This is a genomic window from Gordonia sp. DT30 (genome assembly GCF_049844915.1).
In the GTDB taxonomy this organism is placed as follows: domain Bacteria; phylum Actinomycetota; class Actinomycetes; order Mycobacteriales; family Mycobacteriaceae; genus Gordonia.
Genome location: NZ_JBNCLY010000021.1, coordinates 1 through 23,533, shown reverse-complemented (window position 1 = coordinate 23,533; position 23,533 = coordinate 1). Strand labels below are relative to the sequence as shown.

Annotated in this window: 21 protein-coding genes and 1 pseudogene; 11 read left to right on the top strand and 11 right to left on the bottom strand. The window is 67.7% G+C overall.

The window, feature by feature from the left end:
- The first annotated feature begins 91 nt into the window (after positions 1–91).
- Both ACLQ3C_RS17390 and ACLQ3C_RS17385 read left to right on the top strand, forming a co-directional pair.
- A complete protein-coding gene (locus tag ACLQ3C_RS17390; protein WP_425706341.1) occupies positions 92–625 on the top strand; it encodes a MarR family transcriptional regulator in 534 nt (177 codons plus the stop codon).
- Positions 626–661: 36 nt separating this feature from the next.
- Entirely contained in the window at positions 662–1,525 is an 864-nt protein-coding gene (locus ACLQ3C_RS17385; RefSeq protein WP_425706340.1) for an SDR family oxidoreductase, read from the top strand.
- 31 nt (positions 1,526–1,556) lie between these two features.
- Here the strand turns inward: ACLQ3C_RS17385 and ACLQ3C_RS17380 are convergent, their stop codons facing one another.
- Together ACLQ3C_RS17380 and ACLQ3C_RS17375 are read right to left on the bottom strand one after the other, a co-directional pair.
- Positions 1,557–2,441 (bottom strand): siderophore-interacting protein, encoded by an 885-nt coding sequence (locus tag ACLQ3C_RS17380; protein ID WP_425706339.1) that lies wholly within the window; start codon positions 2,439–2,441, stop codon positions 1,557–1,559.
- A 9-nt stretch (positions 2,442–2,450) separates the two neighbouring features.
- The gene (locus tag ACLQ3C_RS17375; protein WP_425706338.1) at positions 2,451–2,741 is read right to left on the bottom strand and encodes a hypothetical protein; all 291 of its coding nucleotides are present in this window, start codon (positions 2,739–2,741) and stop codon (positions 2,451–2,453) included.
- A gap of 193 nt (positions 2,742–2,934) precedes the next feature.
- Between ACLQ3C_RS17375 and ACLQ3C_RS17370 the strand changes: the two genes are divergently transcribed.
- The 5 genes from ACLQ3C_RS17370 to ACLQ3C_RS17350 all read left to right on the top strand — a co-directional run bounded on the left by ACLQ3C_RS17370 (position 2,935) and on the right by ACLQ3C_RS17350 (position 7,819).
- Positions 2,935–3,948 carry a zinc-binding metallopeptidase family protein gene (locus ACLQ3C_RS17370; protein ID WP_425706386.1) on the top strand — a complete coding sequence of 338 codons (1,014 nt, stop codon included), beginning with the start codon at positions 2,935–2,937 and terminating at the stop codon, positions 3,946–3,948.
- A 125-nt stretch (positions 3,949–4,073) separates the two neighbouring features.
- Positions 4,074–5,234, top strand: coding sequence for an LLM class flavin-dependent oxidoreductase (locus ACLQ3C_RS17365; RefSeq protein ID WP_425706337.1), 1,161 nt, complete (start codon positions 4,074–4,076; stop codon positions 5,232–5,234).
- Positions 5,231–5,728 carry an NADPH-dependent FMN reductase gene (locus tag ACLQ3C_RS17360; RefSeq protein WP_425706336.1) on the top strand — a complete coding sequence of 166 codons (498 nt, stop codon included), beginning with the start codon at positions 5,231–5,233 and terminating at the stop codon, positions 5,726–5,728. The genes ACLQ3C_RS17365 and ACLQ3C_RS17360 overlap by 4 nt, the downstream gene beginning before the upstream one ends.
- Complete coding sequence (locus tag ACLQ3C_RS17355) at positions 5,725–6,228, top strand: flavin reductase family protein (protein WP_425706335.1); 504 nt, start codon at positions 5,725–5,727, stop codon at positions 6,226–6,228. Before ACLQ3C_RS17360 ends, ACLQ3C_RS17355 begins: the two co-directional genes overlap by 4 nt.
- Before the next feature lie 70 nt (positions 6,229–6,298).
- Positions 6,299–7,819, top strand: coding sequence for an APC family permease (locus ACLQ3C_RS17350; RefSeq protein ID WP_425706334.1), 1,521 nt, complete (start codon positions 6,299–6,301; stop codon positions 7,817–7,819).
- A 99-nt stretch (positions 7,820–7,918) separates the two neighbouring features.
- Here the strand turns inward: ACLQ3C_RS17350 and ACLQ3C_RS17345 are convergent, their stop codons facing one another.
- From ACLQ3C_RS17345 to ACLQ3C_RS17330, 4 genes are all read right to left on the bottom strand, one after another.
- Positions 7,919–8,929 (bottom strand): acryloyl-CoA reductase, encoded by a 1,011-nt coding sequence (locus tag ACLQ3C_RS17345; protein ID WP_425706333.1) that lies wholly within the window; start codon positions 8,927–8,929, stop codon positions 7,919–7,921.
- Positions 8,930–8,983: 54 nt separating this feature from the next.
- Entirely contained in the window at positions 8,984–10,132 is a 1,149-nt protein-coding gene (locus tag ACLQ3C_RS17340; protein ID WP_425706332.1) for a YihY/virulence factor BrkB family protein, read from the bottom strand.
- Between the two features lie 94 nt (positions 10,133–10,226).
- The gene (locus ACLQ3C_RS17335; RefSeq protein ID WP_425706331.1) at positions 10,227–10,700 is read right to left on the bottom strand and encodes a DUF2231 domain-containing protein; all 474 of its coding nucleotides are present in this window, start codon (positions 10,698–10,700) and stop codon (positions 10,227–10,229) included.
- 66 nt (positions 10,701–10,766) lie between these two features.
- Positions 10,767–11,837 (bottom strand): ABC transporter permease, encoded by a 1,071-nt coding sequence (locus ACLQ3C_RS17330; RefSeq protein WP_425706330.1) that lies wholly within the window; start codon positions 11,835–11,837, stop codon positions 10,767–10,769.
- 161 nt (positions 11,838–11,998) lie between these two features.
- Between ACLQ3C_RS17330 and ACLQ3C_RS17325 the strand changes: the two genes are divergently transcribed.
- Together ACLQ3C_RS17325 and ACLQ3C_RS17320 are read left to right on the top strand one after the other, a co-directional pair.
- A complete protein-coding gene (locus ACLQ3C_RS17325) occupies positions 11,999–13,426 on the top strand; it encodes a sensor histidine kinase (RefSeq protein ID WP_425706329.1) in 1,428 nt (475 codons plus the stop codon).
- 6 nt (positions 13,427–13,432) lie between these two features.
- Entirely contained in the window at positions 13,433–14,137 is a 705-nt protein-coding gene (locus ACLQ3C_RS17320) for a DUF6766 family protein (protein ID WP_425706328.1), read from the top strand.
- Between the two features lie 7 nt (positions 14,138–14,144).
- On the opposite strand, the gene ACLQ3C_RS17315 is transcribed toward ACLQ3C_RS17320, so the two are convergent.
- The 3 genes from ACLQ3C_RS17315 to ACLQ3C_RS17305 all read right to left on the bottom strand — a co-directional run bounded on the left by ACLQ3C_RS17315 (position 14,145) and on the right by ACLQ3C_RS17305 (position 20,356).
- A complete protein-coding gene (locus tag ACLQ3C_RS17315) occupies positions 14,145–14,816 on the bottom strand; it encodes a response regulator transcription factor (RefSeq protein ID WP_425706327.1) in 672 nt (223 codons plus the stop codon).
- Between the two features lie 10 nt (positions 14,817–14,826).
- The gene (locus tag ACLQ3C_RS17310; RefSeq protein WP_425706326.1) at positions 14,827–19,134 is read right to left on the bottom strand and encodes a non-ribosomal peptide synthetase; all 4,308 of its coding nucleotides are present in this window, start codon (positions 19,132–19,134) and stop codon (positions 14,827–14,829) included.
- 139 nt (positions 19,135–19,273) lie between these two features.
- Positions 19,274–20,356 carry an alpha/beta hydrolase gene (locus ACLQ3C_RS17305; protein ID WP_425706325.1) on the bottom strand — a complete coding sequence of 361 codons (1,083 nt, stop codon included), beginning with the start codon at positions 20,354–20,356 and terminating at the stop codon, positions 19,274–19,276.
- A gap of 197 nt (positions 20,357–20,553) precedes the next feature.
- Here ACLQ3C_RS17305 and ACLQ3C_RS17300 point away from each other — a divergent pair, with 197 nt between their 5' ends.
- The gene (locus ACLQ3C_RS17300) at positions 20,554–21,708 is read left to right on the top strand and encodes an MFS transporter (protein WP_425706324.1); all 1,155 of its coding nucleotides are present in this window, start codon (positions 20,554–20,556) and stop codon (positions 21,706–21,708) included.
- Between the two features lie 27 nt (positions 21,709–21,735).
- Here the strand turns inward: ACLQ3C_RS17300 and ACLQ3C_RS17295 are convergent, their stop codons facing one another.
- Positions 21,736–22,209 carry a MarR family winged helix-turn-helix transcriptional regulator gene (locus ACLQ3C_RS17295; protein ID WP_425706323.1) on the bottom strand — a complete coding sequence of 158 codons (474 nt, stop codon included), beginning with the start codon at positions 22,207–22,209 and terminating at the stop codon, positions 21,736–21,738.
- Between the two features lie 91 nt (positions 22,210–22,300).
- Between ACLQ3C_RS17295 and ACLQ3C_RS17290 the strand changes: the two genes are divergently transcribed.
- Positions 22,301–23,239, top strand: a complete 939-nt coding sequence (locus tag ACLQ3C_RS17290) for an alpha/beta hydrolase family protein (RefSeq protein WP_425706322.1) — start codon at positions 22,301–22,303, stop codon at positions 23,237–23,239.
- A 153-nt stretch (positions 23,240–23,392) separates the two neighbouring features.
- Here the strand turns inward: ACLQ3C_RS17290 and ACLQ3C_RS17285 are convergent.
- Positions 23,393–23,533, bottom strand: a pseudogene (locus ACLQ3C_RS17285) (HNH endonuclease); the annotation flags it as partial.

Sequence of the window (23,533 nt, the reverse complement as noted above, 5' to 3'; positions counted from 1 at the left end):
ATGGACGGTGCATGATCGTCGATGCCAGGAATCGGATGCCAGGAATCGAACGCCAGAGATCGAGCGGGCCGCGTGCCGAAGGAGGCCGGGAGTGGACAAGCCCAACGATGACGCCGGTGTATCCGGACTCGCGGCAGCGGAGCGTCGCGCCGCAGATCACGCGCCCTGGCCGTCCCCGCTGTACCGCGACATCGTCGAGGAACTGAGTCGCTTCCATCGCCGCAAGAGCGAGCACCACGCCGACGCCGTCCTCGAGGCCTCGGCGTTCGCGATCCTGCTCGTGCTCTCCGACGACCGCGCGCGCACGCTGCGCGAGCTCACCGACGAGCTCGACCTCGAGCAGTCCACCGTCAACCGTCAGGTCAATGCCGCGATCAAACACGGACACCTCGAACGATTCGAGGTCGAAGGTTCGCTGAGCCGGCTCATCCGGCCGACCCGACTCGGGCACGAAGCGTTCGTCCACGACGGCATGCTGCGCGTGGGCAGACTCAAGCAGGTGTTCGCCGACCTCGCTCCCGGCACTCCCGACGCGTTGCTGCGGGAGTTGCGCGCGTTCAACGAGGCCTACGATCGCACGCTGCGTGCGGAACGTCGCGACGATCCAGTGCGTGAGCACGGCTAGAAGAATCCACTGCGTGAGCACGGTCAGGAGAATCTGATGGGTACCTATGTGGTCACCGGGGCGGCGTCGGGAATGGGTGCGGCCGTTGCCGATTCGCTGCGCCAGGCCGGACACGACGTCATCGGCGTCGACCGGGACGGCGACGACGTGATCGCCGATCTGTCCACCGCGGCGGGCCGGCGGGCCGCGATCGAGGCCGTGACCGCGCGGGCGGGCGGCGTACTCGCCGGTGCCGTGCTCGCCGCCGGACTCGGCCCGGCCCGCGGGCGCGAACGCACCATCGTCGAGGTGAATCTCCTCGGCGTCACCGAGCTACTCGAGGCGTTCCGGCCGCTACTGGCCGCCTCGGACAAGGCCAAAGTCGTTGTCTTCGGGTCCAATTCGACGACCGCCACACCCCTGGTCCCCGCCCGTGCGGTGAGCCGCCTCGGCCGCGGCGACGTCGATGGTGCCACGCGCATCATCCGCCGCCGTGGCGCCGCGCTGTCGGGACCGGTGGCCTACGCTGCGTCCAAGATCGCCGTGACCCGATGGTGCCGGGTCCACGGGACGCGCGCCGAATGGGCGGGTGCCGGGATTCGTGTCAACGTCATCACCCCCGGCCCGGTGATGACGCCGCTGCTGCGATCGCAACTCGAGGGCGCGACGTCGAAGAACGTGCGGGCGTTCCCGATTCCGGTGCGCGAGTACGGAACCACCGACCAGTTGGCGCAGTGGGTGATGCTGATGCTCTCGCCCGCAGCCGATTTCATGGCGGGATCGGTCATCACCGTCGACGGTGGCACCGAGGCACTGTTGCGGGCGCGGGACTGGCCGCGGGCGGTGCCGCTGCGTGCCGTGCCCCGCGTGCTGTGGCGAATGTATCGCGCCCCCAAGGAAGGTCAGATCGCGCGGTACTGAGCAGGCCCCCGGTGTTCACCGGGAGCCGGGCTCAGAGGCCGGCGCGTTCGAGCGCCTCGTCGAATTCCTCGGCGGCACGTTTCTCACCCTTGCCGTCGGCGATCGCCTGTTGATAGATCGAGAAGAGCGCCTCGCCGTGTTCGGCGTAGCGGCGCGCCCACGCCTCGCCGTCGTAGCGCCAATATCCGATGATGTCGTAGCGATCGGCGCCCCACTGATGGTGGCGGCGAAAGTGTTTGCGCACCGTCCTCGATTCGGCGGCCTCCCCGGCGAACCAGCAGTAGCCGGTGCCGGCAGGCAATCGGAGCGTCTCGATCGTGGCGCCGAGCCGGCTCGCCGAGTGCCCGTTGCCGCTACCGGTCAACCCGATGATGTCGATTCCGTCGGCGAGATCGCCGAGGTAGGCGAGATCGGCGTCGTCGATCACCTCGGCCACCAGGATCACCGGACGGTCGTCGTCGGCGAGTTCGGTGAGAATCCGGGCCGCCGCGGGCAGGCCGGAGAGGTCGGTGCCCAACAGCGTCCAGTCGGTACCGGGGCCGGGCCGGTACCAGCCGCGCGCATGCGACAACGCCACCCCGTCGCCCGCCCGGGCGCGCTGCGCCCACGATGTGGCCGGGCCGCGCGCGTGGATGACGAAGTCGACGACGATGGTCGCGGCCTCGTGGTCGACGGCGCGGATGCTGTAGTTGCGGCCTTCCGGTGGTCGTTCGAGGTCGTGATAGCCCCACACGCCGTCACGCAGTTCCATCGCCGGGGGGCGGCGTTCGCCCACGTCCGGGAAGTACATGCCGACGGCCTCGTCGGGTTGCCCGGGCAGCTCCAGCCGCGTCAGATGCTCGACGTCGAGATGAACCCGGCGGATCTGTGGGGTCAGATCTTCGGTGGCGGTGACCGTCGCGAACGAGAAGCCCATTCCTGCTGGTCAGTCCTGGTCGTGTGGCCAGTTGCCCTGCAGGAGCAGTTGCTCGAAGTTCTTGATGAGGTGCGGGTTCAGTTCGGTCTCCACGGCCTTTTCGTAGTCGCCGTCCCACTTGGCGAACCAGGCGTCGTCGCGCTCCATGAGAAAGATCGGCCAGCCGTGGGTGATGTCGAGTTCATCGAGGTAGAGGTCGGTCGAGCCGTCCTCGCGCATGTACCAGTAGCGCTCTCCCGACTCCTCGAACGCGGCCACTTCTTGCGCCGTCACGTAGTACTCGCCGTCAGCCTGCTTCATGTACGCGATCGTACGGTGCCCGAGGCGATCGAGGGCCTGGATATCCGAGGGTTGGACATCTGAGGGTCTGGACATCTGGGAGTTTGGACATGAGCGGACGGGGCATCCGGAGCCGGGAGTCGTCAGAGCCATGCGACACCCAGCGGCACGCCGTAGTGTCACCCACGACCCCGATCACCCACAGGAGCCGACGTTGCGCGACTTCCACTGCCGTACCTGCGGCCAGCAGCTGGTCTTCGAGAATTCACTCTGCCTGCATTGCCAGAGCCCATTGGGCTTCCATCTGCCGACGCGGACCATGCAGGTCCTCGACGAGAAGGGCCGAGCGCAGGTCGACGACACCCCGGTCGGCCGCTGCGCCAACAGTGGCGTCGCGGCATGCAATTGGGTGGTGGAGATCGGTGCGGGATTGCCGGCGCTCTGTGAGTCGTGCCGGTTGACGCGCACGCGGCCCGACGACGCCGACACCGAGGCCATGGCGTCGTTCGCCGAGGCGGAATTGGCCAAGCGCCGCGTCATTCTCGAGCTCGACGAACTGGGTCTGCCGATCTTCGGCAAGGATCAGAACCCGGACATCGGCCTGGCCTTCGATCTGCTCTCCAGCGCCCAGACCAACGTCATCACCGGGCATGCCAACGGCGTCATCACGCTCGACCTCGCCGAGGGCAACGACGTCCATCGTGAGCAGCTGCGCGTGTCGATGGACGAGCCGTACCGCACGCTGATCGGACATTTCCGGCACGAGATCGGACACTTCTACCAGATGGTGCTGGTGGGTGACGGACCCCAGCGCGCCCGGTACGAGAAATTGTTCGGCAATCCTGACGAGGACTATCAGGCGGCGCTGGACCGGCATTACGACGACGGCCCGCCGGACGACTGGAAGGACGATTACGTGTCGTCCTATGCGACGATGCATCCCGCCGAGGATTGGGCCGAGACCTTCGCGCATTACCTGCACATTCGCGACACCCTCGATACCGCAGCCGCTTTCGCGCTCGCCCCGGCCGGGTCGACCCTCGAGGCCGACCTGCCCGGCCAGATCGGGTTCGACCGGATCATCGAGTGGTGGCTGCCGCTGACGTGGGCACTCAACCAGATCAACCGGTCGATGGGACACCAGGATCTCTATCCCTTCGTGCTGCCGCAGACCGTCCTCGACAAGATGGAATTCATCCACGAGTTGGTCACCGCCGACGACAACTGAACGGGCCGGTCGTTCGCTCACGCCCTTCCGATCACCACGCGGGAAACCCTTGGCGAGTCGCCACCCTTCGGGTGCAATGGCTTGGTTGTGCCCGCGCACCCTAGGCGAAAGTGGATTGATCAGGCGTGAAATTTCATTGGTTCCTCCCCACCAACGGCGGTGACAGCAGGACCGTGGTCGGTGGTGGCCACGGTGTCTCCGCCGGAGCGTGGTCGCGGCCGGCATCGGTGCCCTATCTCGGACAGATCGCGCGCAGCGCCGAACAGCTCGGCTTCGAGGCGGCACTGACCCCGACCGGTGCGTGGTGTGCCGACGCGTGGGTGTCGACGGCGATGCTCAGCAGCGTCTCCGAGCGGCTCAAGTTCTTGGTGGCGTTCCGCCCGGGAGCGACCGCGCCGTACCTGTCGGCGCAGATGGCCGGAACCTTCCAGAACCTGTCGGGTGGGCGCCTGCTGCTGAATGTGGTGACCGGTGGCGAGGATGCCGAGCAGGCCATGTTCGGCGACTTCAGCACCAAGGAGGAACGGTACGCCCGTGCCGATGAGTTCCTGGAGATCGTCCGCAGGTTGTGGACCGGCGAGACGGTGAACTTCGACGGACAGTATCTGTCCGTCAAAGATGCGACGCTGCAGCAGATTCCCGACCCGATCCCAGAAATCTACTTCGGCGGTTCGTCACCCGCCGGGATCGCGGTGGCCGCCAAACACGCCGACGTCTACCTGACCTGGGGAGAGCCGCCGGAGGCGGTCGCCGAGAAGATCGATCGGGTCCGCCGCGCGGCCGCCGAGCACGGACGTGAACTGACCTACGGAATCAGGCTGCACACGATCGCCCGGGACACCTCCGAAGCCGCCTGGGCCGAGGCCGACCGGCTGCTCGAACACATCTCCGATGACGACATCTCCCGCATCCAGACCGGGCTGAAGCGGTCGGCGTCGGAGGGTCAGCAACGAATGCTGGCCCTCAACAAGGGGTCCCGCGACGGCCTGGAGATCTACCCGAACCTGTGGGCCGGGATCGGCCTGGTCCGCGGTGGGGCGGGCACCGCGATGGTCGGCTCGTACAGCGAGATCGCCGATCTCGTCGAGGCGTATCACGCCGTCGGCATCGACGAGTTCGTGTTGTCGGGCTATCCGCATCTGGAAGAGGCGTACTGGTTCGGGGAGGGGGTACTGCCCGAACTCACCCGGCGCGGTCTGTGGGAGCATCCCGATCCGGTACCGCCGCGCTCGGGTCCGGTGGCGGTGCCCTTCGGCAGCCCGGCCCGATCGGTGTCGGCGTCATGACGACCGCAGTCGTCGTCGGAAACCCGAAACCGCAGAGCCGCACACTGTCCGCCGCAACGTATCTCGCAACCCAGCTGGGCGGCGCAGAGCCCGACCTCGTCGTCGACCTGGCGACTCTGGGTACCGCGATCCTGGACTGGTCGGATTCACACGTCGCCGATCTGGTCGAGCAGGTGGGTGCCGCCGACCTCGTGGTGTTCGCCAGCCCCACATACAAAGCCGCCTATACCGGGCTGCTCAAGCTGTTCCTCGACCGGTTTGCCGGTGGGACAGGACTATCCGGAATCGCGATTCCGTTGATGCTCGGCGGTTCGCCGGCGCATTCGCTGGCCCCCGAGTTGGCATTGCGTCCGGTTCTCACCGAGATCGGTGGGACCGTACCGGGCCGCGGACTGTATGTGGTCGATTCCCGACACGACGACCCGGAGGCGTACGCCGAGTGGCTCGCGGCCACTGCGCCCGTCGTGTCCCGACTATTGGAGGCACGTCCATGACCGAATTCCGCACCAACCAGGATCTCGATTCAGCCCGACTTCGCAAGGCGTTCGGCATCTTTCCCACCGGCGTGGTCGCGGTGGCGGCGGCGGTCGACGGCGCGCCGATCGGTCTCGCCGCGAGTTCGTTCACCAGCGTCAGCCTCGATCCGCCGCTCGTGTCGGTGTCGATTGCGAACACCTCCAAGACCTGGCCGGATCTGCGCCGCGCCGATCACCTCGGGGTGACCGTGCTCGCCGACCACCAGGACGTCGTATGCCGCCAGCTCGCCGGCCCGGTCGACCAGCGGTTCGAGGGGGTCGCGGTGCATGCCTCCGACGAAGGGGCGATCACCCTCGACGACGGACTCGCCCAGTTCGATTGCACCGTCTACCGTGAGGTCGACGCCGGTGACCACCTGATCGTCCTGCTCGAGCTGCACGCCGTCCAGCACCCCGAAACGGGTAATCCGCTCATCTTCCATCGCAGTGGATTCGGCCGGCTCGCCCACACGGTCTGACTATCGATCCGCGTCCTGGGAACGGCGTGTTCGGCAGGCGAGCGGCCCGCACCGCGGTTACCGTCGGGGAATGGCATCGAGCCGGGGCATATTCCGGAAGAAGTCCGTCGAGACCGTCATCCACCAGAACGATGAGGGTCATCAGAACGAGGGCGGCCGCCTCAGACAGACGCTGCGGGCACGCGATCTGATCGGCTTCGGTGTCGGCATGGTCATCGGCACCGGCATCTTCACCCTCACCGGGGTGCAGGCCAAGAACAACGCCGGACCGGCGATCATGATCTCCTTCGCGGTGGCCGGTGTGATCGCCCTGTTCGCCGCGTTCTGCTACGCGGAGCTGTCCTCGGCGGTACCGACCGCCGGCTCCTCCTACACCTACGCCTACACCACGCTCGGCGAGATCTTCGCCTGGATCATCGGCTGGGATCTGATCCTGGAGTTCGCGCTCGGCGCGGCGGTGGTCTCACGTGGCTGGTCGGGCTACCTGCAGGACGTGTTCGATCTGCCCACCAGCTTCTTCGGCGAGCATTCGTCGGTGAACCTCGGTGCGGTGGCGATCGCGCTGGTACTCGGCGTGGTGGCCACCGTCGGGATCAAGGAATCGGGCTGGGTGACCAACGCGCTCGTCTATCTCAAGGTCAGTATCTGCGTCTTCGTCATCATTGCGGGACTGTTCTTCATCAAGGCCGCCAACTACACACCGTTCATCCCGCCGGCCACCTCGACCAACGGCGAAAGCGGACTGCGGCAACCCTTGTGGCAGTGGATCTCCGGTGTCGACGCGACCGCATTCGGGGTGGCCGGGGTCTTGTTCGCATCCGCAGTCGTGTTCTTCTCCTACAGCGGATTCGAGATCGTCGCGAATCTCGGTGAGGAGACCAAGAATCCGGGACGCGACATGGCGCGCGGACTGCTCGGCACGCTGCTCATCTGCACCGCACTGTATGTCGGCGTGTGCTTCGTCCTCGTCGGTATGGTGCACTACACCGACCTGAGCGAGGGTGCGCCGCTGTCGGATGCGTTCAATCAGGTCGGAATGAGTTGGGCCGGTGTCCTCGTCGGGATCGCCGCGGTGGCCGGCCTGTCGTCGGTGATCCTCGTCGACATCGTCGGCATGTCCCGGATCGGATTCGCGCTCGCCCGTGACGGACTGGTGCCGCATTCGGCCGGCAAGATCCATCCGAGGTGGCGGACGCCATACCGCATCACCATGATGACGACCGCCGCCGTCGTGCTCCTCGCGGCGTTCGTGCCGCTGGCTGCGCTCGCCGAAATGGTTTCCATCGGAACGCTGTTCGCATTCCTCGTCGTCTCGATCGCGGTCCCGGTGCTGCGCCGCACCCAGCCGGAGATGAAGCGTCCGTTCCGGGTTCCGTGGTCGCCGGTGTTGCCGGTCATCTCCGCGATCTGCTGTGCCGGACTGATGGTGAACCTGGCCATCGAGACGTGGCTGCGATTCGTGGTGTGGCTGGTGATCGGACTCGCCATCTACACCTTCTACGGTCGCACACACTCCAACCTGGCCCGGCCGAGCCAGGATTCGCCCACCCCGGCGGCACCTTCGGCTGCCGGTGAGCCGAACGTGCCGTGAGTTGTTGACCAACCGAGAGACCTTCCCGCTCAACGATTTACTTCCCGCTCACCGAGATCGTTGAGCGGGAGGCAAATGGTCGAGCGGGAACTCCTGTCCTCAGTCTGGCGCGCCCTGTACGCGCACGACGGTACGGCCGATCAGCTTGCCGGCCTTGATCGATTCCAGCGTGGCGGGTAGCTCGTCGAGTCCGACCTCGTGGATGATGCGATCGAGATGAATTGGCCGCAAATCGGTTTCGAGACGCGACCAGATCGCTCTGCGCTTCTCGGAGCCGATCTGAACGGAGTCGATCCCGAGTAGCGCCACACCCCGCAGGATGAACGGCATGACGGTGGTCGGCAGATCGACGCCACCGGTGAGGCCACTCGCCGCGACCGCACCACTGTGTTGCATCGTGCTCAACAGCAACGCAAGAGTCTTGCCGCCGACACAGTCGACCGCACCGGCCCACCGGGATTTTCCGAGCGGGCGGATCGTCGTCTCGTCGTCGACGAGGCGGCCGACGACCTCGACGGCACCGAGCTCACGCAACAGGTCGGCCACCTCGGGTTTTCCGCTCGACGCGGTGACGGAAAAGCCTGCGGCAGAGAGCACGTCGACGCTGACCGCACCGACACCACCGGAGGCGCCGGTGACGACGACCGGGCCGTCATGCGGAGTGATCCCATGGTCGAGAAGGGCGGCGACGCTCATCGCCGCGGTGAAACCGGCGGTGCCGATACCGGCAGCCGCCCGGGTGCTCAGCGACCCGAGCGCGACGACGTGGGCGGCCGGAACCCGCGCGTATTCGGCGTAGCCGCCGTGCTGGTCGGTGCCGATCGGTCCGCCGTGCGCGATCACCCGGTCGCCCACCGCGAACTCGGGGCTCGTCGACTCGACGACCTGTCCGGCGACGTCGATTCCGGGCACGATCGGATAGTTGCGGACCACCCCTCCGCGCGGCGTGATCGCCAGCGCGTCCTTGTAGTTCACGCCCGAGTACTCCACCGCGATGGTGACCTCACCATCCGGAAGGTCCGCTGCCGACAGGGTCGTGGGTTCGAGCGTGACCTTTCCGTCGGCCTCATCGGCGATCAGGGCGGTGAACTTCTCCGGCGTGCTCGTCATCGTGCTCCTCCGTTGGTGTCGATGGGGCGGTGCGGTGCCCGGCTCTGAGTATGCTCATGACCTCGCGGGCCGCGCGGTCCGGTCGCCCTCGTCGCGATGCGCGCCGGAGTGTCGCCCTACCGGCTCGTTACCGTTCTCGTGCTCCTCGTGACGTTTGCCGGAGCGCCGCAACCGACGTGCCTCCCGGACGAGTTCTTCGTCCTTGTCGGCATTCTTGTCCGAGGCGCGGGTGTCGCGGGGACGCGACTGCAGTGACCGTTCGGCCGGCAGCCCGGCCTGCAACTGGCGGCCGCGTTCGAGTTCCGTGTCGATCTCCGCGCCGAAGAGCAGCGCAAGATTGGTCAGCCACAGCCACAGCAAGAAGACGATCACCCCGGCCAGCGCGCCGTAGGTCTTGTTGTAGCTGGAGAAGTTGGCGACGTAGAGCGCGAACAGGACCGAGGCGACGATCCAGGTGAGGATCGCGACGGTTGCGCCGATACTGATCCACCGGAATTTCGGTTGCGCCACATTGGGAGTCGCGTAGTAGAGGATTGCGACGATGATGATGACGAACACGAGGATGACCGGCCAGCGGGCGATGTTCCAGACGGTGACCGCGGTGTCACCGAGGCCGATCACATTGCCCGCCGACCTCGCGATGGGTCCGCTGACCGCCAGCATGAAGCCGACCGCGGCGGTCATGACCAGTGCGATCAGCGTGATCAGCAGCATCCAGGGCCGCAGCTTCCAGACGGGCCGCCCCTCCTCGATCCCGTACATGCGGTTCAACGCGCGACCGAAGGCGCCGACATACCCCGACGCCGACCACAGGGCGCCGACGATACCCAAGACCAGCGCGAACCCGGCTGACGGTGCTCCGACGAGTTGTTGCACCGGGCCGCGGAGGGTGTCCACCGCCGAACTGGGGCCGAGATCGCCGACCATCTGCAGCACGGAGTCGACGGTGCGTTGCCCCTGGCCGAAGATCCCGAGCAGCGACACCATCGCCAGCAGCGCGGGGAACAGCGAGAGCACGGAGTAGTAGGTGAGCGCGGCCGCGAGATCGGTGCACTGATCGCGGGAGAACTCGCGCATGACCTTGCGCAGGATGTAACGCAGCGACGGCCGGGTGAGGTCGCCGGGGGAGTCGGGCAGGCGATCGTCCTTGGGGTCGACGCCGACATCGTCGTCGTGCTCGGTACGGTCACGGTTGGTGGTCATGCACCCCGGCGTACCCCGACGGCGGACCGGCGAACCATCGTCACGTGGTGGCCGGCGAACCATCGTCACGTGGTGACAGCGGCACCCGGTGCGCTCAATTCGCCCAGGTCGCTCGGGCGCCGGCGTCGCCGACGAGGATCACCATCACCACGGTGCCGACGGCCACGACAACGGTGGCGACCGCGAGTGCGATCGTGATGATGCGCGTGGCACCGGCCGACGGCCGGGCCGGCAGGCGGGCGAGGAGCCAGTCCTGGTGCAGTGCCCAGAGCAGGACGGTCAACACGAACAGGGTTGCCACCCAGCCGATCATCTGACCGCCGAGGTCGGCATGCCGGGTCAGTTCCGGGCTGGATTCGGTGTGCTTGCGCAACGACTCGCCGGCCGACGTCGTCAACGGCGTGATGATCATCGCCACGGTGGCGACGATCAGCGGCAACACGCTCAGCCGGGTCCGCGCGGCCGGCCAGACCGCCGCCACCAGGGCGAGCAGCGCCGCGAGCGGAATGGCCACGACCGCAAGGTGAACGAATAAGGGGTGGGCCGGCAGTCCGTTGATCGTGTCCATGCCGAGCAGTGTCGACGAGCGGTGCTTAAGGGATGCTGAAACGGTGCGCGGCCGGCCGAACCCCGCTCAGGCGGTCTCCGTCGTCGACGTCCCCGTGTCTTGATCGGCTGTGTCTTGATCAGCGCGCGTGCCGCGCTCGCCGAACAGGTGCTGGCGGATCAGATAGACCGACATCCCCAGCAGCGACCAGACGGCCAGCACCACATACGGTTCCAGATGTTGATGGCCGTGAAAGTAGACGGCCGTATGCAACGCGTTGACCGATGCGCCTGGTGGCAGATAGCGCCCGATGGTGGCCAGCAGGCGGGGCAGCAGCGGCCACGCCACCGATCCGCCCGAGTACGGATTGCCCAGCAGGATCATCACTCCCCAGGTGGGTAGAATGGCCCACCGGCCGACGAGGGAGCTGAACATGGTGAAGACCATGCCGCAGGTGAACATGGTGAACGCCATCGTGAACCATGCCTCCACGAACGGCAGATCCAGGGTTTGGACAATACTGTCCACGGTGACGGTGGCCAGCAGACTACCCAGTGTGGCGTAGGCGACGGTGAATGCGATTCGCTCCCATGACTTCAGATCGCGCGCTTGCACACCGAGCTGAATGGCGCCGACAAAGCCGACCACGACCGAGGCGATCGTCATATAGAAGACGGTCAACCCATGTGGATCGGTGTGCTGCAGCGGATGCAGATCGGCGACGGTCACCGAGTACCCGGCCCGCTGCGCGGTCTGCGGCAGGACCTGCTCGAGAAGCGCCGCCACCGCCTGCCCGGACGCACTCGAGAGGTCGAGGGCCATATGCCGGTCGGCGTTGGACACCTCCACCACGGCGAACACTTGTTGCTGGTTCAGCTGCTCGATGCCGGCCCCGCGGTCGGCGACGTGGTGCACATCGAGCGAACTGCCCATGGCGGTTTCGAGTTCGCTCTCGAAGGTCTGCGACTGCTGATCTGGTACCCCGCCGACCACGGCGATCGGAATGTTCTCCGGGTGCGGGTTGGCCGTGGCGTAGGTGTAGGAACCGACGAACAATGCCACCGCCACCCCGCACAGCAAGGTGACGACGGTGGCCGGGAGGAACCGGGATCGACGATATCGACGCCACAGGTCGGCTGTCCGCTCGAGGATGGGCACTCGCTCAGCGTAAGCCGATGACGTCGGCCACCGATCCTGAAAGGCGGCTGAAAGGAGTCGCTGGTCGGCTCGCTGCGCGTCGAATAGCATCGGAGACCAGCGTTCGCCGACCCGGCCACCTCCCCCGACGCCCGGGTCTGCGACGCGGAACGGACAAAGCGGTGATCGCATCGGTGCGCAGGAGATGGCCCGTCACCCGCTGGGGCGTGCGGGTGCAGTCGACACTCATCGCCGCCGTCGTGGTGGCCGTGGCACTCGGTCTCGGTGGCGGGCTCAGCCTGTACCTGCTGCACCGCGCCAACACCGATGCGATGTATCGGTCCACCGCCCGACAGGCCTATCAGATCGCCACGGCGATCACCCATGGCGGCGTCGACGCCGTCGACTCCGACGATCTGGCCCCCGGCGCGGGCGTCGACGTGATGCAGGTGCTCGACGAGTACGGGCGCGTGGTGGCGGCGTCACCGGGAGCGCCGAGCACCGCGATCCGATTGACCGGCTACGTGCCACCCGGTACCGGTGACGATCCGCCGGCGCCCGTCTACGCCGACGGCGTGCGGATTCCCGGCTTCCGTGACGAGTACTGCGCGACCGAGGTACTGGCGTCGTATGCCGGTCGGCGGTTTGCCGTCATCGCGCTCGACCGCGCCACCGGAATCCGCAGCAGCGAATGGACCGCGGCCGCCATCATGGCGATCGAGCTGCCGATCATCGCCGCGCTCGGAGCCGCGGCCGTCTATCTCCTGGTGGGCCGCTCGCTGCGGCCGGTCTCGCGGATCGCGCGGCGGGTCGACGAGATCGGCGCGAGTCGCCTCGACCAGCGGGTGCCCGTCCCGGCCGCACACGACGAGATCCATGCGTTGGCCCTGACGATGAACGGGATGCTCGCGCGGCTGGAATCGAGCCGGGAGGCCCAGTTGGGGTTTGTCGGCGACGCCTCGCACGAACTGCGGAGCCCGCTCACGACCGTCGTCGGCCTCCTCGACCTCGCCGACGACACCCGCACGCCCATCGACCTCGACACCGTGCGGACGGTGCTGCTGCCCGAGGCGCGACGGATGCAGCGGATCGTCGACGATCTGCTGCTCCTGGCGCGTGCGGACGAGAACGGACTGCCGACGAAACGCGTCGACGTCGACCTCGACGATGTGGTGGGCGCCGAGATCCGCCGCCTACGTGCAGCGAATGTGGTTGTGGCGGTGCCCCTTCTGGAGCCGGTACGGATGACCGGCGATCCGGAGATGATCACCCGCGCGGTCCGCAACCTCAGCGACAACGCCGTCCGGTTCGCCAGGGCGTCGGTGTCGATCTCGCTGACCACCGACGGGGACGAGGCGGTGATCGTCGTCGGCGACGACGGCCCAGGGGTGCCGGTCGAGCAGCGCGAGCGCATCTTCGAGAGATTCGCGCGTCTCGACGCCGACCGTCGGCACGACTCGGGGGCCGGCCTGGGGCTGGCGATCGTGGCGGAGATCGTGCATGCGCACGGTGGCCGGGTCACCGTGGCCGACCGCGCCGGGGGCGGGGTGGACTTCGAGCTGCGGCTGCCGCGTGATCGGGTCCCGGCCGCCGATACTGCCGTACCGTGATAAGTCATGTCCGACAACACCACCTCGCTGGGGCTCATCGGCCGGCACGTGGCACGTCCGTTGCGCAACAACGGCTTGTTCCTCGCCTGCATGGGGTTGTTCCTGATCTTCTTCCTCGGGATGGTGGTGTCGGGGTGGCGGGTGTACAACGCGGATCAGCTCGCGCACGGCAGCTCCGACCAGGTCACCTTCTTGGGCTACTTCCTGACCGGTGACTTCGTCGAGGCGACCTTCGAGAACTGGGAATCGGAATTCCTGCAGATGGGGATGTACGTCGTCCTGACCGCGTTCCTCTACCAGCGCGGGTCGTCGGAATCCAAGCCGATCGACGAGGACGCCCCGCAGGACGCCGATCCCCTCGAGCGGGCCGGCAAGTCGGCGCCGTGGCCGGTCCGGCGCGGCGGCTGGGTGCTCAAGATCTACGAGAACTCCTTGGCCATCGCCTTTTTCGTGTTGTTCTTCTTGTCCATGGCGTTGCATGCATGGGGCGGTGCCCGCGCCTACAGCGACCAGCAATTGCAGCACGGCGAGGCCGCGGTGTCGGTGTGGCGGTATCTGACCACCGCGCAGTTCTGGTTCGAGTCGATGCAGAACTGGCAGAGCGAGTTCATCGCCGTGGCGGCCATCGTCTTCTTGTCGATCTTCTTGCGGCAGCGTAACTCTGCCGAATCGAAGCCGGTGGCCGATCCGCACGCCGAGACCGGTGCGTGAGGACAGCTCACTCCTCCCGCAGCCGGTAGCCCGCACCGCGGACGGTTTCGATCGACGTCACCCCGAACGGGTGGTCGATCCGGCGGCGGAGGTAGCCGATGTAGACCTCGATGATGTTGGTATCGCCGGCATAGTTCTCGTCCCACACCGATTGCAGGATCGAGTGTTTGGAGACCACGGTGCCCTTGTTGCGCATCAGGTATTCGAGGACGGAGTATTCGCGGGGCGTCAAGGTGATGACCTGCCCCGACCGCGCCACGACGCGTTGGGCGGGGTCGATACTCAGACTCCCGGCCGTCATGATCGCGGGACGTTCGCGCCCTCCGCGCCGGACGACGGCCCGCAACCGGGCCTTGAGGACCACCACCGAGAACGGTTTGACCAGATAGTCGTCGGCACCGAAATCCAGCGCCTCGGCCAGATCGTATTCGCCGTCCTTGGCCGAGAGCATCAGCACCGGTGTCCAGACCTGGTGTGTGCGTAGCTCACGCACCACCTCGAATCCGTTGAGACCGGGGAGCAGGATGTCGAGGACGATGGCATCGAAGTCCTCGTCGACGGCCCGCTGCAGGCCCTCGACCCCGTCCGCGGCGACGGCCACATTCCAGCCCTCGCTCATCAGGACCCGCCGAACCGTCTCCGCGACGAACGCGTCGTCGTCGACCACCAGCACCCGCACCGGTGAGACGTTACCCGGCCTGCCCGCTCGACCCGATGCGCTCGACCAGGTCGGCGAGCAGCGCGTCGGCGGTGTGTACGCCCAGTCCGTCGGTGGTGGTGGTGACGACGAGGTGCAGTTCGCCCGATGGCGCCGGGTTGCCCTCGATCTGCAGTAGCCATCGGCTGTGCGTCGGCCGGAAGCCATGCGCCGTCCCGAATTCGCCCATCTCCGGGGGTGTCGGCGTCCAGCTGATGAGCAGTGGGACCGGGAACAGTCGGCCGGCGACGGCGGGGCGCCCGACGAGATCGAGGATCGTCTCCATCGGCACGGCCGCCGCCCGCAGGCATCGGCGGGACCGGGCCGCGAACTCGACGTCACCGTCGCCAGCGGTCAGCGGGACGATGCCAGAGAAGACGAAGTTGCCCACCATGTTCCGGGTGTCCGGGCCGCGACCGGATACGGGCGTGGCCGAGAGGACCGTGCGATTTCCGGTCCGGGCGGCGAGTGTCTCGGCGACCGCGGTCTCGAAGGCCTCGAACGGCGTCAGCCGGCGTCGGACCGCGTCGGCGTGAAATCGCTTTCCGAGGTTGCGGTCGATGGTTGCCGACCGGCGGACGGCCGACGCCGGCGCGAGATCGGCGGGCGAGACACCGCCGATCTGCCAGGAGGATTGCGGCTCCGCGGACAGGGTGGAGAGCCAGAACTGCTCGTCGTCGGACCCCAGCCGGGTCCCGGTGCCCTGCGCCGGGGCGGATCGGGGCGGTTCGAGCCGTCCGCCCCGCAGCAGTGTCGCGACTTCCGCGCCGAGCAGGCCGAGGGAGTGTCCGTCGACCGCGATGTGGTGTGCGACGACGATCACGGCCTTCACCACGTCACGGTCGGTGGTCAACAGCGTGACCGCGATCGGCGGGTCGGAGCGCACGTCGAGGTGTGCAGCCATGTCCCGGGACGCCTCATCGAGCGACTCGTGATCGATCGGTCCCGATATGTGCCGGACGTCGACCACCGAACACCGGGCGGCCTCCCGGGTCACCACATCGACCCGCCCGCCGGGCCCGTCGGGAAAGGCGGTGCGCAGCATGGGATGGCGCTCCAGGAGCAGCGCGACGACGCCCCGGACGGCATCGACGCCGATCGCCGAGTCCGGCCGCGGCTCGAAGGCGGCCCGGATGGTCTGCGCACACGGGTCGGCCGGATCACGGGACACGATCTGTTGGGCCGGGTGCAGCGCATCGCGCGCGGGTACCGGCTCCGGTGGTGGCCGGACCGTACCGGTCTCCGCGGGCCGATCGGCCATGCGGGCAGCGACCTCGGCGAGGTTGTCGGCGAGGAGCAGCTGGTCGACGGAGAGTTCCGGATAGCCTTCGGCGGCAAGGAGATGCACGACCTGCAGGGCGGTCAGCGAATCGCCGCCCTGCTCGAGGAAGCCCTGTTCGGGGTCGACGCTTTCGGCACCGACCGCGGTGCGCACGGCGCGGGCGAGCGCCACTTCATGGCAGCCACGCGGACCCCGGGCATCGCGCTGCTCGGGGATGGCGAGGGCGTCGAGCGCCGCCCGGTCGAGTTTGCCGTTCACGGTGTGGGGCAGGTCGGCGACGACGGTCAGGTGGGCGGGCACCATGTAGCTCGGCAGCTCGGCGGTCAGGGCCGACCGAAGCTGTTGTCCGAGTGCCGCGGCGGGCTCCGCCGGGCTGCTGTCCGGCTCGGCCACGGGAACGACGAAGGACACCAGCGCTTTTCGTCCGGTGGGTGACTCGCGCAGGAGGGTCGCGCTTCGCCGTACCAGCGCGGTGCGGGCGATCGCGGCATCGATCTCGCCGAGCTCGATTCGCAGCCCCCGGACCTTCACCTGGCCGTCACGCCGCCCGAGGATCATGAGCTCGCCGGATGGGGTCCAGGTGGCCAGGTCACCGGTCCGGTACATCACGGGGTCGGAGGAGAACGTGCTCGGCGTAAACGCCTCGGCGGTCAGCTCCGGTGCGTCGAGGTATCCGTCGCCGACCGCGGGGCCCGAGCAGTAGAGGGTGCCCACCGCGCCCGGGGGCGCAGGCCGGCCGTGTCGATCGAGGATGGTTTCGGTGACCCCCGTCATCGGCGGTCCGACCGTCACCGTGTCGTCCGGTCGCAGCCGTGGTGAGATGTTGATGCTGCAGCGGGTTTCGGTGGGACCGTAGGCGTTACGCAAGATGACGCGGTCGGCCCAGCGGTCGATGAGGGCGGTGCCGATCGGCTCGCCGCCGACGATCACCTGGGTCAGCTGATCGGCGAGGTCGACGGGCAGGGTCTCGAGCACCGACGGTGTCACGATGGCATGGGAGACCGCATGGCGCCGCATCAGTCGCGCCATCGCCTCGCCACCGCGGACCGCGGCCGGGCAGACGACGAGGGCGGCGCCGGTCGCCGCCGCGGCGAGCATCTCGACGATGCTGTTGTCGAAGGTGAGTGACGATGCGTGGAGCATGCGCGATTCGGTGTTCAACGTGTACTTCATGCGAATGTCTGCCACCAGTGCGGGCAGACCCCGGTGCGGGACGACGACGCCCTTGGGTACACCGGTCGAGCCGGACGTGAACAGGATGTATGCGGTGTCCTCGGGTCCGCGATCGGCGCCCGGACAACGGAATTCGCCGTCGTGCGCTGCGTGGGTCGCGATCTCGGAGTCGAGGTCGATCCACCGGATCGACGGAATCGGCGGGTGGGGTGTCGAGGCCAGCCCGACCGCGATTGCCGTGCGGCCGAGGATGTCTCGGGTGCGCGACTCCGGCAAGAAGCTGTCCTGGGCGGGAACCCAGACGGCGCCGGCGCGGATGACCGCCCAGAACGCCACCACCGAGGATGCCGAACGGTCGAGGCACACCGCGACCCGATCACCGGGCGTGACGCCGGCCTCGGCGAGGAGCCGGGCACCTCGGTCGGCGCGGGCGACGAGTTGGGCTCGCGTGAGCGTGATCTCGCCATCGATGACCGCCGGGGCCGACGGATCGTCGGCGAGCAGTCCGTCGAGGAGTGCGGCGGTCGGCGTGAACGGCGGCGGGTGCGGGCCGCTCCGCACGCGACTTCGCTGCCACTCGTCGTCGACGAATAGTGCCGTGTCGGGGATGGCCGGACCGCCGTCGATCTCGTCGATGAATGCGGCCAGGTACTGATTGAAGCGCGCGGCGAAGGTGTGCAACTCGGCTGCCGACATCGTGTCGGCCGGCACCTCCCACGTCACACTGCGATGACCGTCGGCATCGGCCTGCTGCAGCGTCATCGACACATCGCCGACCGGGCCGGTGCGCAGCACCTCGACGGTCCAGTCCACGCCGGTGTCGGGTGGTGGCGTGAACGGCGGGAGAAGGTTGACGACCGGTCCGAATCCGGTCATGCCCGCCTGCGAACGGAGCATCTCCTCGCGAGGGTAGAGCTGATGGCGAAGTGCGCGTACCACCGCGGTGCCGATCTGGTCGAGCGCGGTCGCGGCGTCGGCGTCGCCGATACCCGGCAGGGTCAGCGGTATGACGTTGGACAACGGCGCCGTGGCTCGGCGGCGCAGCGCAGTGGTGCGGGCCGCCACCGGCAGCGACAACCCGACATCTGCGGTGTCGAGCAGCCGCGCACACAGACCGGCGAACGCGGCGACGACCTCGCCGGTGGACGGCTGCCGGACCGCGGGAAGCGCGACGGTGAGCCGATCGATCCGTGATGTCGGCGGTCCGCGATGTCCCGAGAGCGTCGAGGGTTGATGGGTGGCGAGTATCTCGGACCAGAACTCGGCGTCGGCGCGATGGCGGGGCGACGTGCGGTAGTCGGCTTCGGCGCGGTCGATGTCGTCATCGGAGCCGGCCGAGAAATCGTCGACGAGCGCCGACCCCGCATAGACGGCGCCGATGTGCGACACCACGCGCAGTCCGCCGGCGCCGTCGGTGAGGACGTGATGCACGCGGACGATCAACCGGTGCCGATCGGGGCCCAGACGGTGCAATTGGCTACGCCAGAGTGGCCGTTCGAGGTCGGCCCCGTCCGGGTCGTCGACGAATGCGTCGGTGCGCTTGCGTGATTCGCCGGCCGGGTCGGCGGCGTCCCTGAGATCGACGACTTCGATCGCCACACCGCGCGTGCTGTCGGCCTGGTCGGTATGGAAGGTCGATTCGTCGGTCCGCGCCCCACCCGAGCTCGAGTGATGTGACAGCAGGTAGGTGCCGCGCCAGCCGAGATGATCGAGGACGGAGTCGACGGTATCGCGAAGCCGGTCGACGTCGAGCGGACCGGTCAACAGGATGCTGAATGCGATGACGTGGGTGGTCTCCGGACGAAGAATCTGCGCGAGCCGAAGCGCGCGCCGGGTACTACTCATCGTCGGATGCCCGGAAACATGCCGGTGCCACCGGCCGCACCTGCCGAAACCTCTCGCCGCGGGTCACCATTCATTTCCGCGAGCGTAGGGCGCCGAAGGTGAAGGATTGCTGAAACCGCAGGTCACCCCGGGAGCGACGTCAGACACCCAGTGCGCCGGCGAACATCGGCCACGACGCATGCATCTCGTCCTGCCAGTAACCCCAGGAATGCGTCCCGACCGGCCGGAACCGGACGTGTGCGGGTATCCGAAGCTCGGCGAGGCGGCGCGACAGTGCGCTCGTGCAGTATTGGGCCGCGGCCTCGTCGACCCCGCCGACCGTGACCTGCTGGGCCAGTTGGCCGACGTTGCCTGCGATATGCGGATCGGTCGGCGTGTCGTGTGCACCCGGCAGGCCGGTCGCCGCGCTGATCCACAACGCCGGGGTCGATCGGGCCAGCTTGAAGGCATTGATCACGGGATCCTGTGCGGCCCATTGCGGGTCGCCGGGCGGACCGTACATGTTGCTCGCATCGGCGCCGGCGGGAAACAACGCCACCGAACGAGTGATGAGATTGCCTGCGGGCGAGGCGGTGTCGGCGCATCCGGAGTACGACCCCACCGCACGGTAGAGGCCGGGATGGTTCTCGGCGAGCCTGATCACCGCGGTACCTGACATCGAGATCCCGGCGATGGCGCGCGCCCGCCGTCCGCCATGCGCCGACTCGAAGGTGCCGGGCAGCTCGGAGGTCAGAAATGTCTCCCACCGCAAGGGTCGCGACGACTTCACGCCGAACCGGAAGTTGGCGGCCGGGTCGACCCGGCGCCAATCGGCGTAGTAGCTCGCGGTCCCGCCGATCGGTGTCACCGTCCACACATTCTTGTTCGCGTAGAAGGCGTTTGCATCGGTGGCATGTGTCCAATCGTCACCGTCCTCGCCGCCGGACGATCCGTTGAGGAGGTAGATCACCGGCGCGGTGGGATTGCCGTTCGCCGGCGACTGGACAAGCATCGGCACCTGGGTCTGCATCGACGGAGACCAGACGGATGCCACCGAATTGCGTGCCACCGAATTGCGTGAGGAGAGCGGGGTCTGCCGATAGGGTTGGGCAGCGGTGGCGCGCGTATAGGCGAGGCCATCCAAGGTGTCGGCGCGGGCGTCACCGACATGGGCGACCAGCGCTCCGGCCATGATTGCCACGGACACGAGTGCGAGCCCAGCACGGGTGAGAATGCGATACATGGACGCTCCGGTTGTCGGGTCGGCGACGTGAGTCAGGGACATGGACTCAGGGACATGAACTCGGGGACATGATCTCGGGGACATGATCTCGGGGCAGGCGAGTTCCGACAAGGAAAGCACACCGAGACCGGTCGTGGGTGCGTACCGGGTGATCGAAGAAGGGATTCATGATGGCGCACAGGTTGACTGGCACCATCGTGGCCGTTCTGATTCTCGCCGGTATCCAGTTCGTGATCGTCGTCGACGAGACGACGGTCGCGTTGCTCGCCCCGGCGGTTGCGCGGGAGTTCGGACTCGGTGACATCGCCCGGCAGATCCTGATCACCCCGTTCGCCGTCGGGTTCGTGGCAGGTTTGCCGACGACCGCGCTGTTGCTGCGGCGCATCGATCCGCGGCGTGTGCTGCCGGCGGCCACCGCCGCCTTTGCGGTCACCGCGGGGCTCGGCGCGCTCGCCCCGTCCGCGCCCTTGCTGGTGGGGGCTCGGGTCTTACAGGGGCTGGCTGCCGCGATGGTGGCGACGAGTGCGCTCGCGTCGTTGCATGTGATCACCCGCTCGGACCCGCGGCGGCTGCGGGCGTTTGCGGCGTATTCGATGGTCTCGGGTTCCGGTGCGGTCGTCGCCCTGGTCGCCTTCGCGCCGTTGGCGCAAGTGTCGTGGCGATGGTGCTTCGTGACGATTGCACTTGCGGCGCTGGGCTTGTCGGTGGCCTGGGCTCCGCTCGGGTACCGCACCGGAGGGGCGCCGGAGCCGACGGAATCGCCGGGGGTCGGGCAATCGCGCGATGCCGACGCGCGGGCCGAAACGGTCCGGACGGCGACGATGTTGGCCGCGGTGGTCGGGGCGAATGCCGCCCTCTCGGCGGTGGTGATCACCGTGAGCTTTGTGCTGCAACAGGATTGCGGCTGGACCACGACTCTCACCGGCCTGGGGTTTCTGCCCCTGAACGCGGCCGCCGCCGTTGCGTTGGTGGCGGTGTCGCCACTGGCGGCGCGATGGGGCGTCGGGGCGGTGCTGGCGGGTGGGCTGCTGGTGATCGTCGTGGGCTGCGGACTGCTCGCGGCCTCGCCACCCACGCCGCTGTACCTGCTCGGGTCGACGGTGGTGGTGGGTGCGGGGATCGGAATCGTGTTCCCCCTGGTCAATTCGGGCAGCCTTGCGAGTGCGCAGGAGCAGCCGCTGGGCCGAGCGGCATGGTTGGGTGCTGCTCAGCAACTCGGCGTCGCGGCGGGCGCGCTGGTGGCTGCCGCGCATTCCGGTGGGCCGATCGGCGCCCTGGCGGCTGTGCTGGGCGCCGCCGTGGTGGCGGGATTGGTGGTACTGGGGCGATGTGGCGGTGTCGCGGCGCTTTAGACGTCTTCGTGGGTCTCGGCGCCGGCCTCAGCAGTCGTCGATGCCGTCGGCGAGAGTGTGTGTGCGGCGGGCGACCTGGGCGAGCGTGTCCTTGAACGCCGACAGTTCCGCGGGCCGTAGACCGGTGGTCAGCTCGGCCTCGGCGGCATCCAGTTTCTCGCGCGCTCGCCGGAGAGATTGTCTGCCCTTTCCGGTGATGACGATCTGCCGGGCGCGCCGATCGGCCGGATCAGGTTGGCGGGTGACGAGCTTGGCATTCTCCAGATCGTCGATCAGATGCACCAGCACGGTCTTGTCGATGCCGAGTTGCCGGGCGATCGCGAGCTGCGACGGCGGTTGACCGTCCGATACCGCGGCGAGGATGTGATATCCGCGGGGTCCGCCCGGAAGCGTGTTGACGGCGTCGTCGGCGATCCGCCGGTACGCCTTGGCGACGACGCCGAGAGTCCATCCGAAGTCGGATTCGAGTGGGTGGGTGGCGGCCGCGTCTGACGAGCTCATGTCGGATGACTATACCCCGACGCGGGAGATAGGTGGTCGGAGAACTGATTGGTGTGGCCGATCATCTGCATGTGCAGCTACCGTGGACGCCATGACACATCCAGCAATTCCCAGTGATTCCGTTGTCGGCCAGGCCGCACCTGTGCTGTCGGCCAAGCCCGTCGTGCTCGACGGAGGTGACCGAGGGGTCGACCTGCACGTGAAGGTGTCGGCTCCCGCCGCAGGCGAGAACCTGCCGGTTATCCTGTTCTCTCATGGGTTCGGGTCGTCGGGCGAGATGTATCAGCCGCTCGTCGACTTCTATGCCGCACACGGATTCGTGGTCGTGCAACCGACCTACCTGGATTCCCGCGCCCTCGGTGTCGACCCGCATGATCCGCGGGCGGCGCAGTTCTGGCGCTTGCGCATCGAGGACGCCAAGCGCGTCCTGGACAATCTCGACACGGTCGTCGGCGCGATCCCCGGACTTGCCCCGCGCGTCGACGCCGATCGGATCGGCGCCGTCGGCCACTCGTTCGGCGGGCAGACCACCGCATTGTTGCTGGGCCTGCGCGTGCTCGCACCGGCCGGGCATGGACAGGATCTCTCGGATTCCCGCGTCAAGGCAGGTGTCCTGCTGGCGACCGCGGGTACGGGCGGCGACGACCTCGCACCCGGCATCATCGACAATCTGCCGTGGCTCAACGTGAGCTTTGACGAGATGCGCACGCCCGCACTGGTCGTGTACGGCGATCACGACCAGTCGGTGCTGACCACGCGCGGACCCGATTGGGGTGCAGACGCTTTCCATCTATCGCCGGCACCGAAGAGCCTGCTGCGGCTGTCGGGGATCGAGCACTCGCTGGGCGGTGCTGTGGGCTACGACTCCTTCGAGACCACCGACAACAACCCGGCGGCGGTAGCTGTGTTGCAACGGGCCACCACCGCATACCTGCGCACGCAACTCGGGATCGATGTGAGCGCCTGGGATCGCCTCGTTTCCGAATTGCGTGACGATGCAAACGGTCTGGCGTTCGTGGAATCGAAGTAGCGTCGAATCTGCCGGCGGGTGGGGGGCCCACGCCCGGGCCGCCGCCCTATGAAGTTCTCAAACAACAATTGCGGTCCCGGCAAGCCGGGTGCAGGGGTCGAAAAGTCGATGTGGCTGAGCCTGTTTCAGGTGGCTGGTGTCAGGCGGCGGGTTTCAGGCGGCGCTGTCGAGGCGTAGTGAGCGTCGGTTGTAGGCCGGTAGTGGTCGTCGTCGGGGGTCGACCGTGGCGGGCGGGATGAGCCATGGGTGCCGGTCGAAGCCCATCACGACATCCCACCCACTATCGTGGACGTC

What these genes read in the sequence shown, in the direction of transcription:
- ACLQ3C_RS17350 (WP_425706334.1), top strand. Translation starts at nt 6,299, where the DNA reads ATGGCATCGAGCCGGGGCATATTCCGGAAGAAGTCCGTCGAGACCGTC.
- ACLQ3C_RS17335 (WP_425706331.1), bottom strand. Translation starts at nt 10,700, where the DNA reads ATGGACACGATCAACGGACTGCCGGCCCACCCCTTATTCGTTCACCTT.
- ACLQ3C_RS17380 (WP_425706339.1), bottom strand. Translation starts at nt 2,441, where the DNA reads ATGGGCTTCTCGTTCGCGACGGTCACCGCCACCGAAGATCTGACCCCA.
- ACLQ3C_RS17360 (WP_425706336.1), top strand. Translation starts at nt 5,231, where the DNA reads ATGACGACCGCAGTCGTCGTCGGAAACCCGAAACCGCAGAGCCGCACA.
- ACLQ3C_RS17355 (WP_425706335.1), top strand. Translation starts at nt 5,725, where the DNA reads ATGACCGAATTCCGCACCAACCAGGATCTCGATTCAGCCCGACTTCGC.
- ACLQ3C_RS17310 (WP_425706326.1), bottom strand. Translation starts at nt 19,134, where the DNA reads ATGAGTAGTACCCGGCGCGCGCTTCGGCTCGCGCAGATTCTTCGTCCG.
- ACLQ3C_RS17385 (WP_425706340.1), top strand. Translation starts at nt 662, where the DNA reads ATGGGTACCTATGTGGTCACCGGGGCGGCGTCGGGAATGGGTGCGGCC.
- ACLQ3C_RS17295 (WP_425706323.1), bottom strand. Translation starts at nt 22,209, where the DNA reads ATGAGCTCGTCAGACGCGGCCGCCACCCACCCACTCGAATCCGACTTC.
- ACLQ3C_RS17345 (WP_425706333.1), bottom strand. Translation starts at nt 8,929, where the DNA reads ATGACGAGCACGCCGGAGAAGTTCACCGCCCTGATCGCCGATGAGGCC.
- ACLQ3C_RS17375 (WP_425706338.1), bottom strand. Translation starts at nt 2,741, where the DNA reads ATGAAGCAGGCTGACGGCGAGTACTACGTGACGGCGCAAGAAGTGGCC.
- ACLQ3C_RS17305 (WP_425706325.1), bottom strand. Translation starts at nt 20,356, where the DNA reads ATGTATCGCATTCTCACCCGTGCTGGGCTCGCACTCGTGTCCGTGGCA.
- ACLQ3C_RS17290 (WP_425706322.1), top strand. Translation starts at nt 22,301, where the DNA reads ATGACACATCCAGCAATTCCCAGTGATTCCGTTGTCGGCCAGGCCGCA.
- ACLQ3C_RS17320 (WP_425706328.1), top strand. Translation starts at nt 13,433, where the DNA reads ATGTCCGACAACACCACCTCGCTGGGGCTCATCGGCCGGCACGTGGCA.
- ACLQ3C_RS17340 (WP_425706332.1), bottom strand. Translation starts at nt 10,132, where the DNA reads ATGACCACCAACCGTGACCGTACCGAGCACGACGACGATGTCGGCGTC.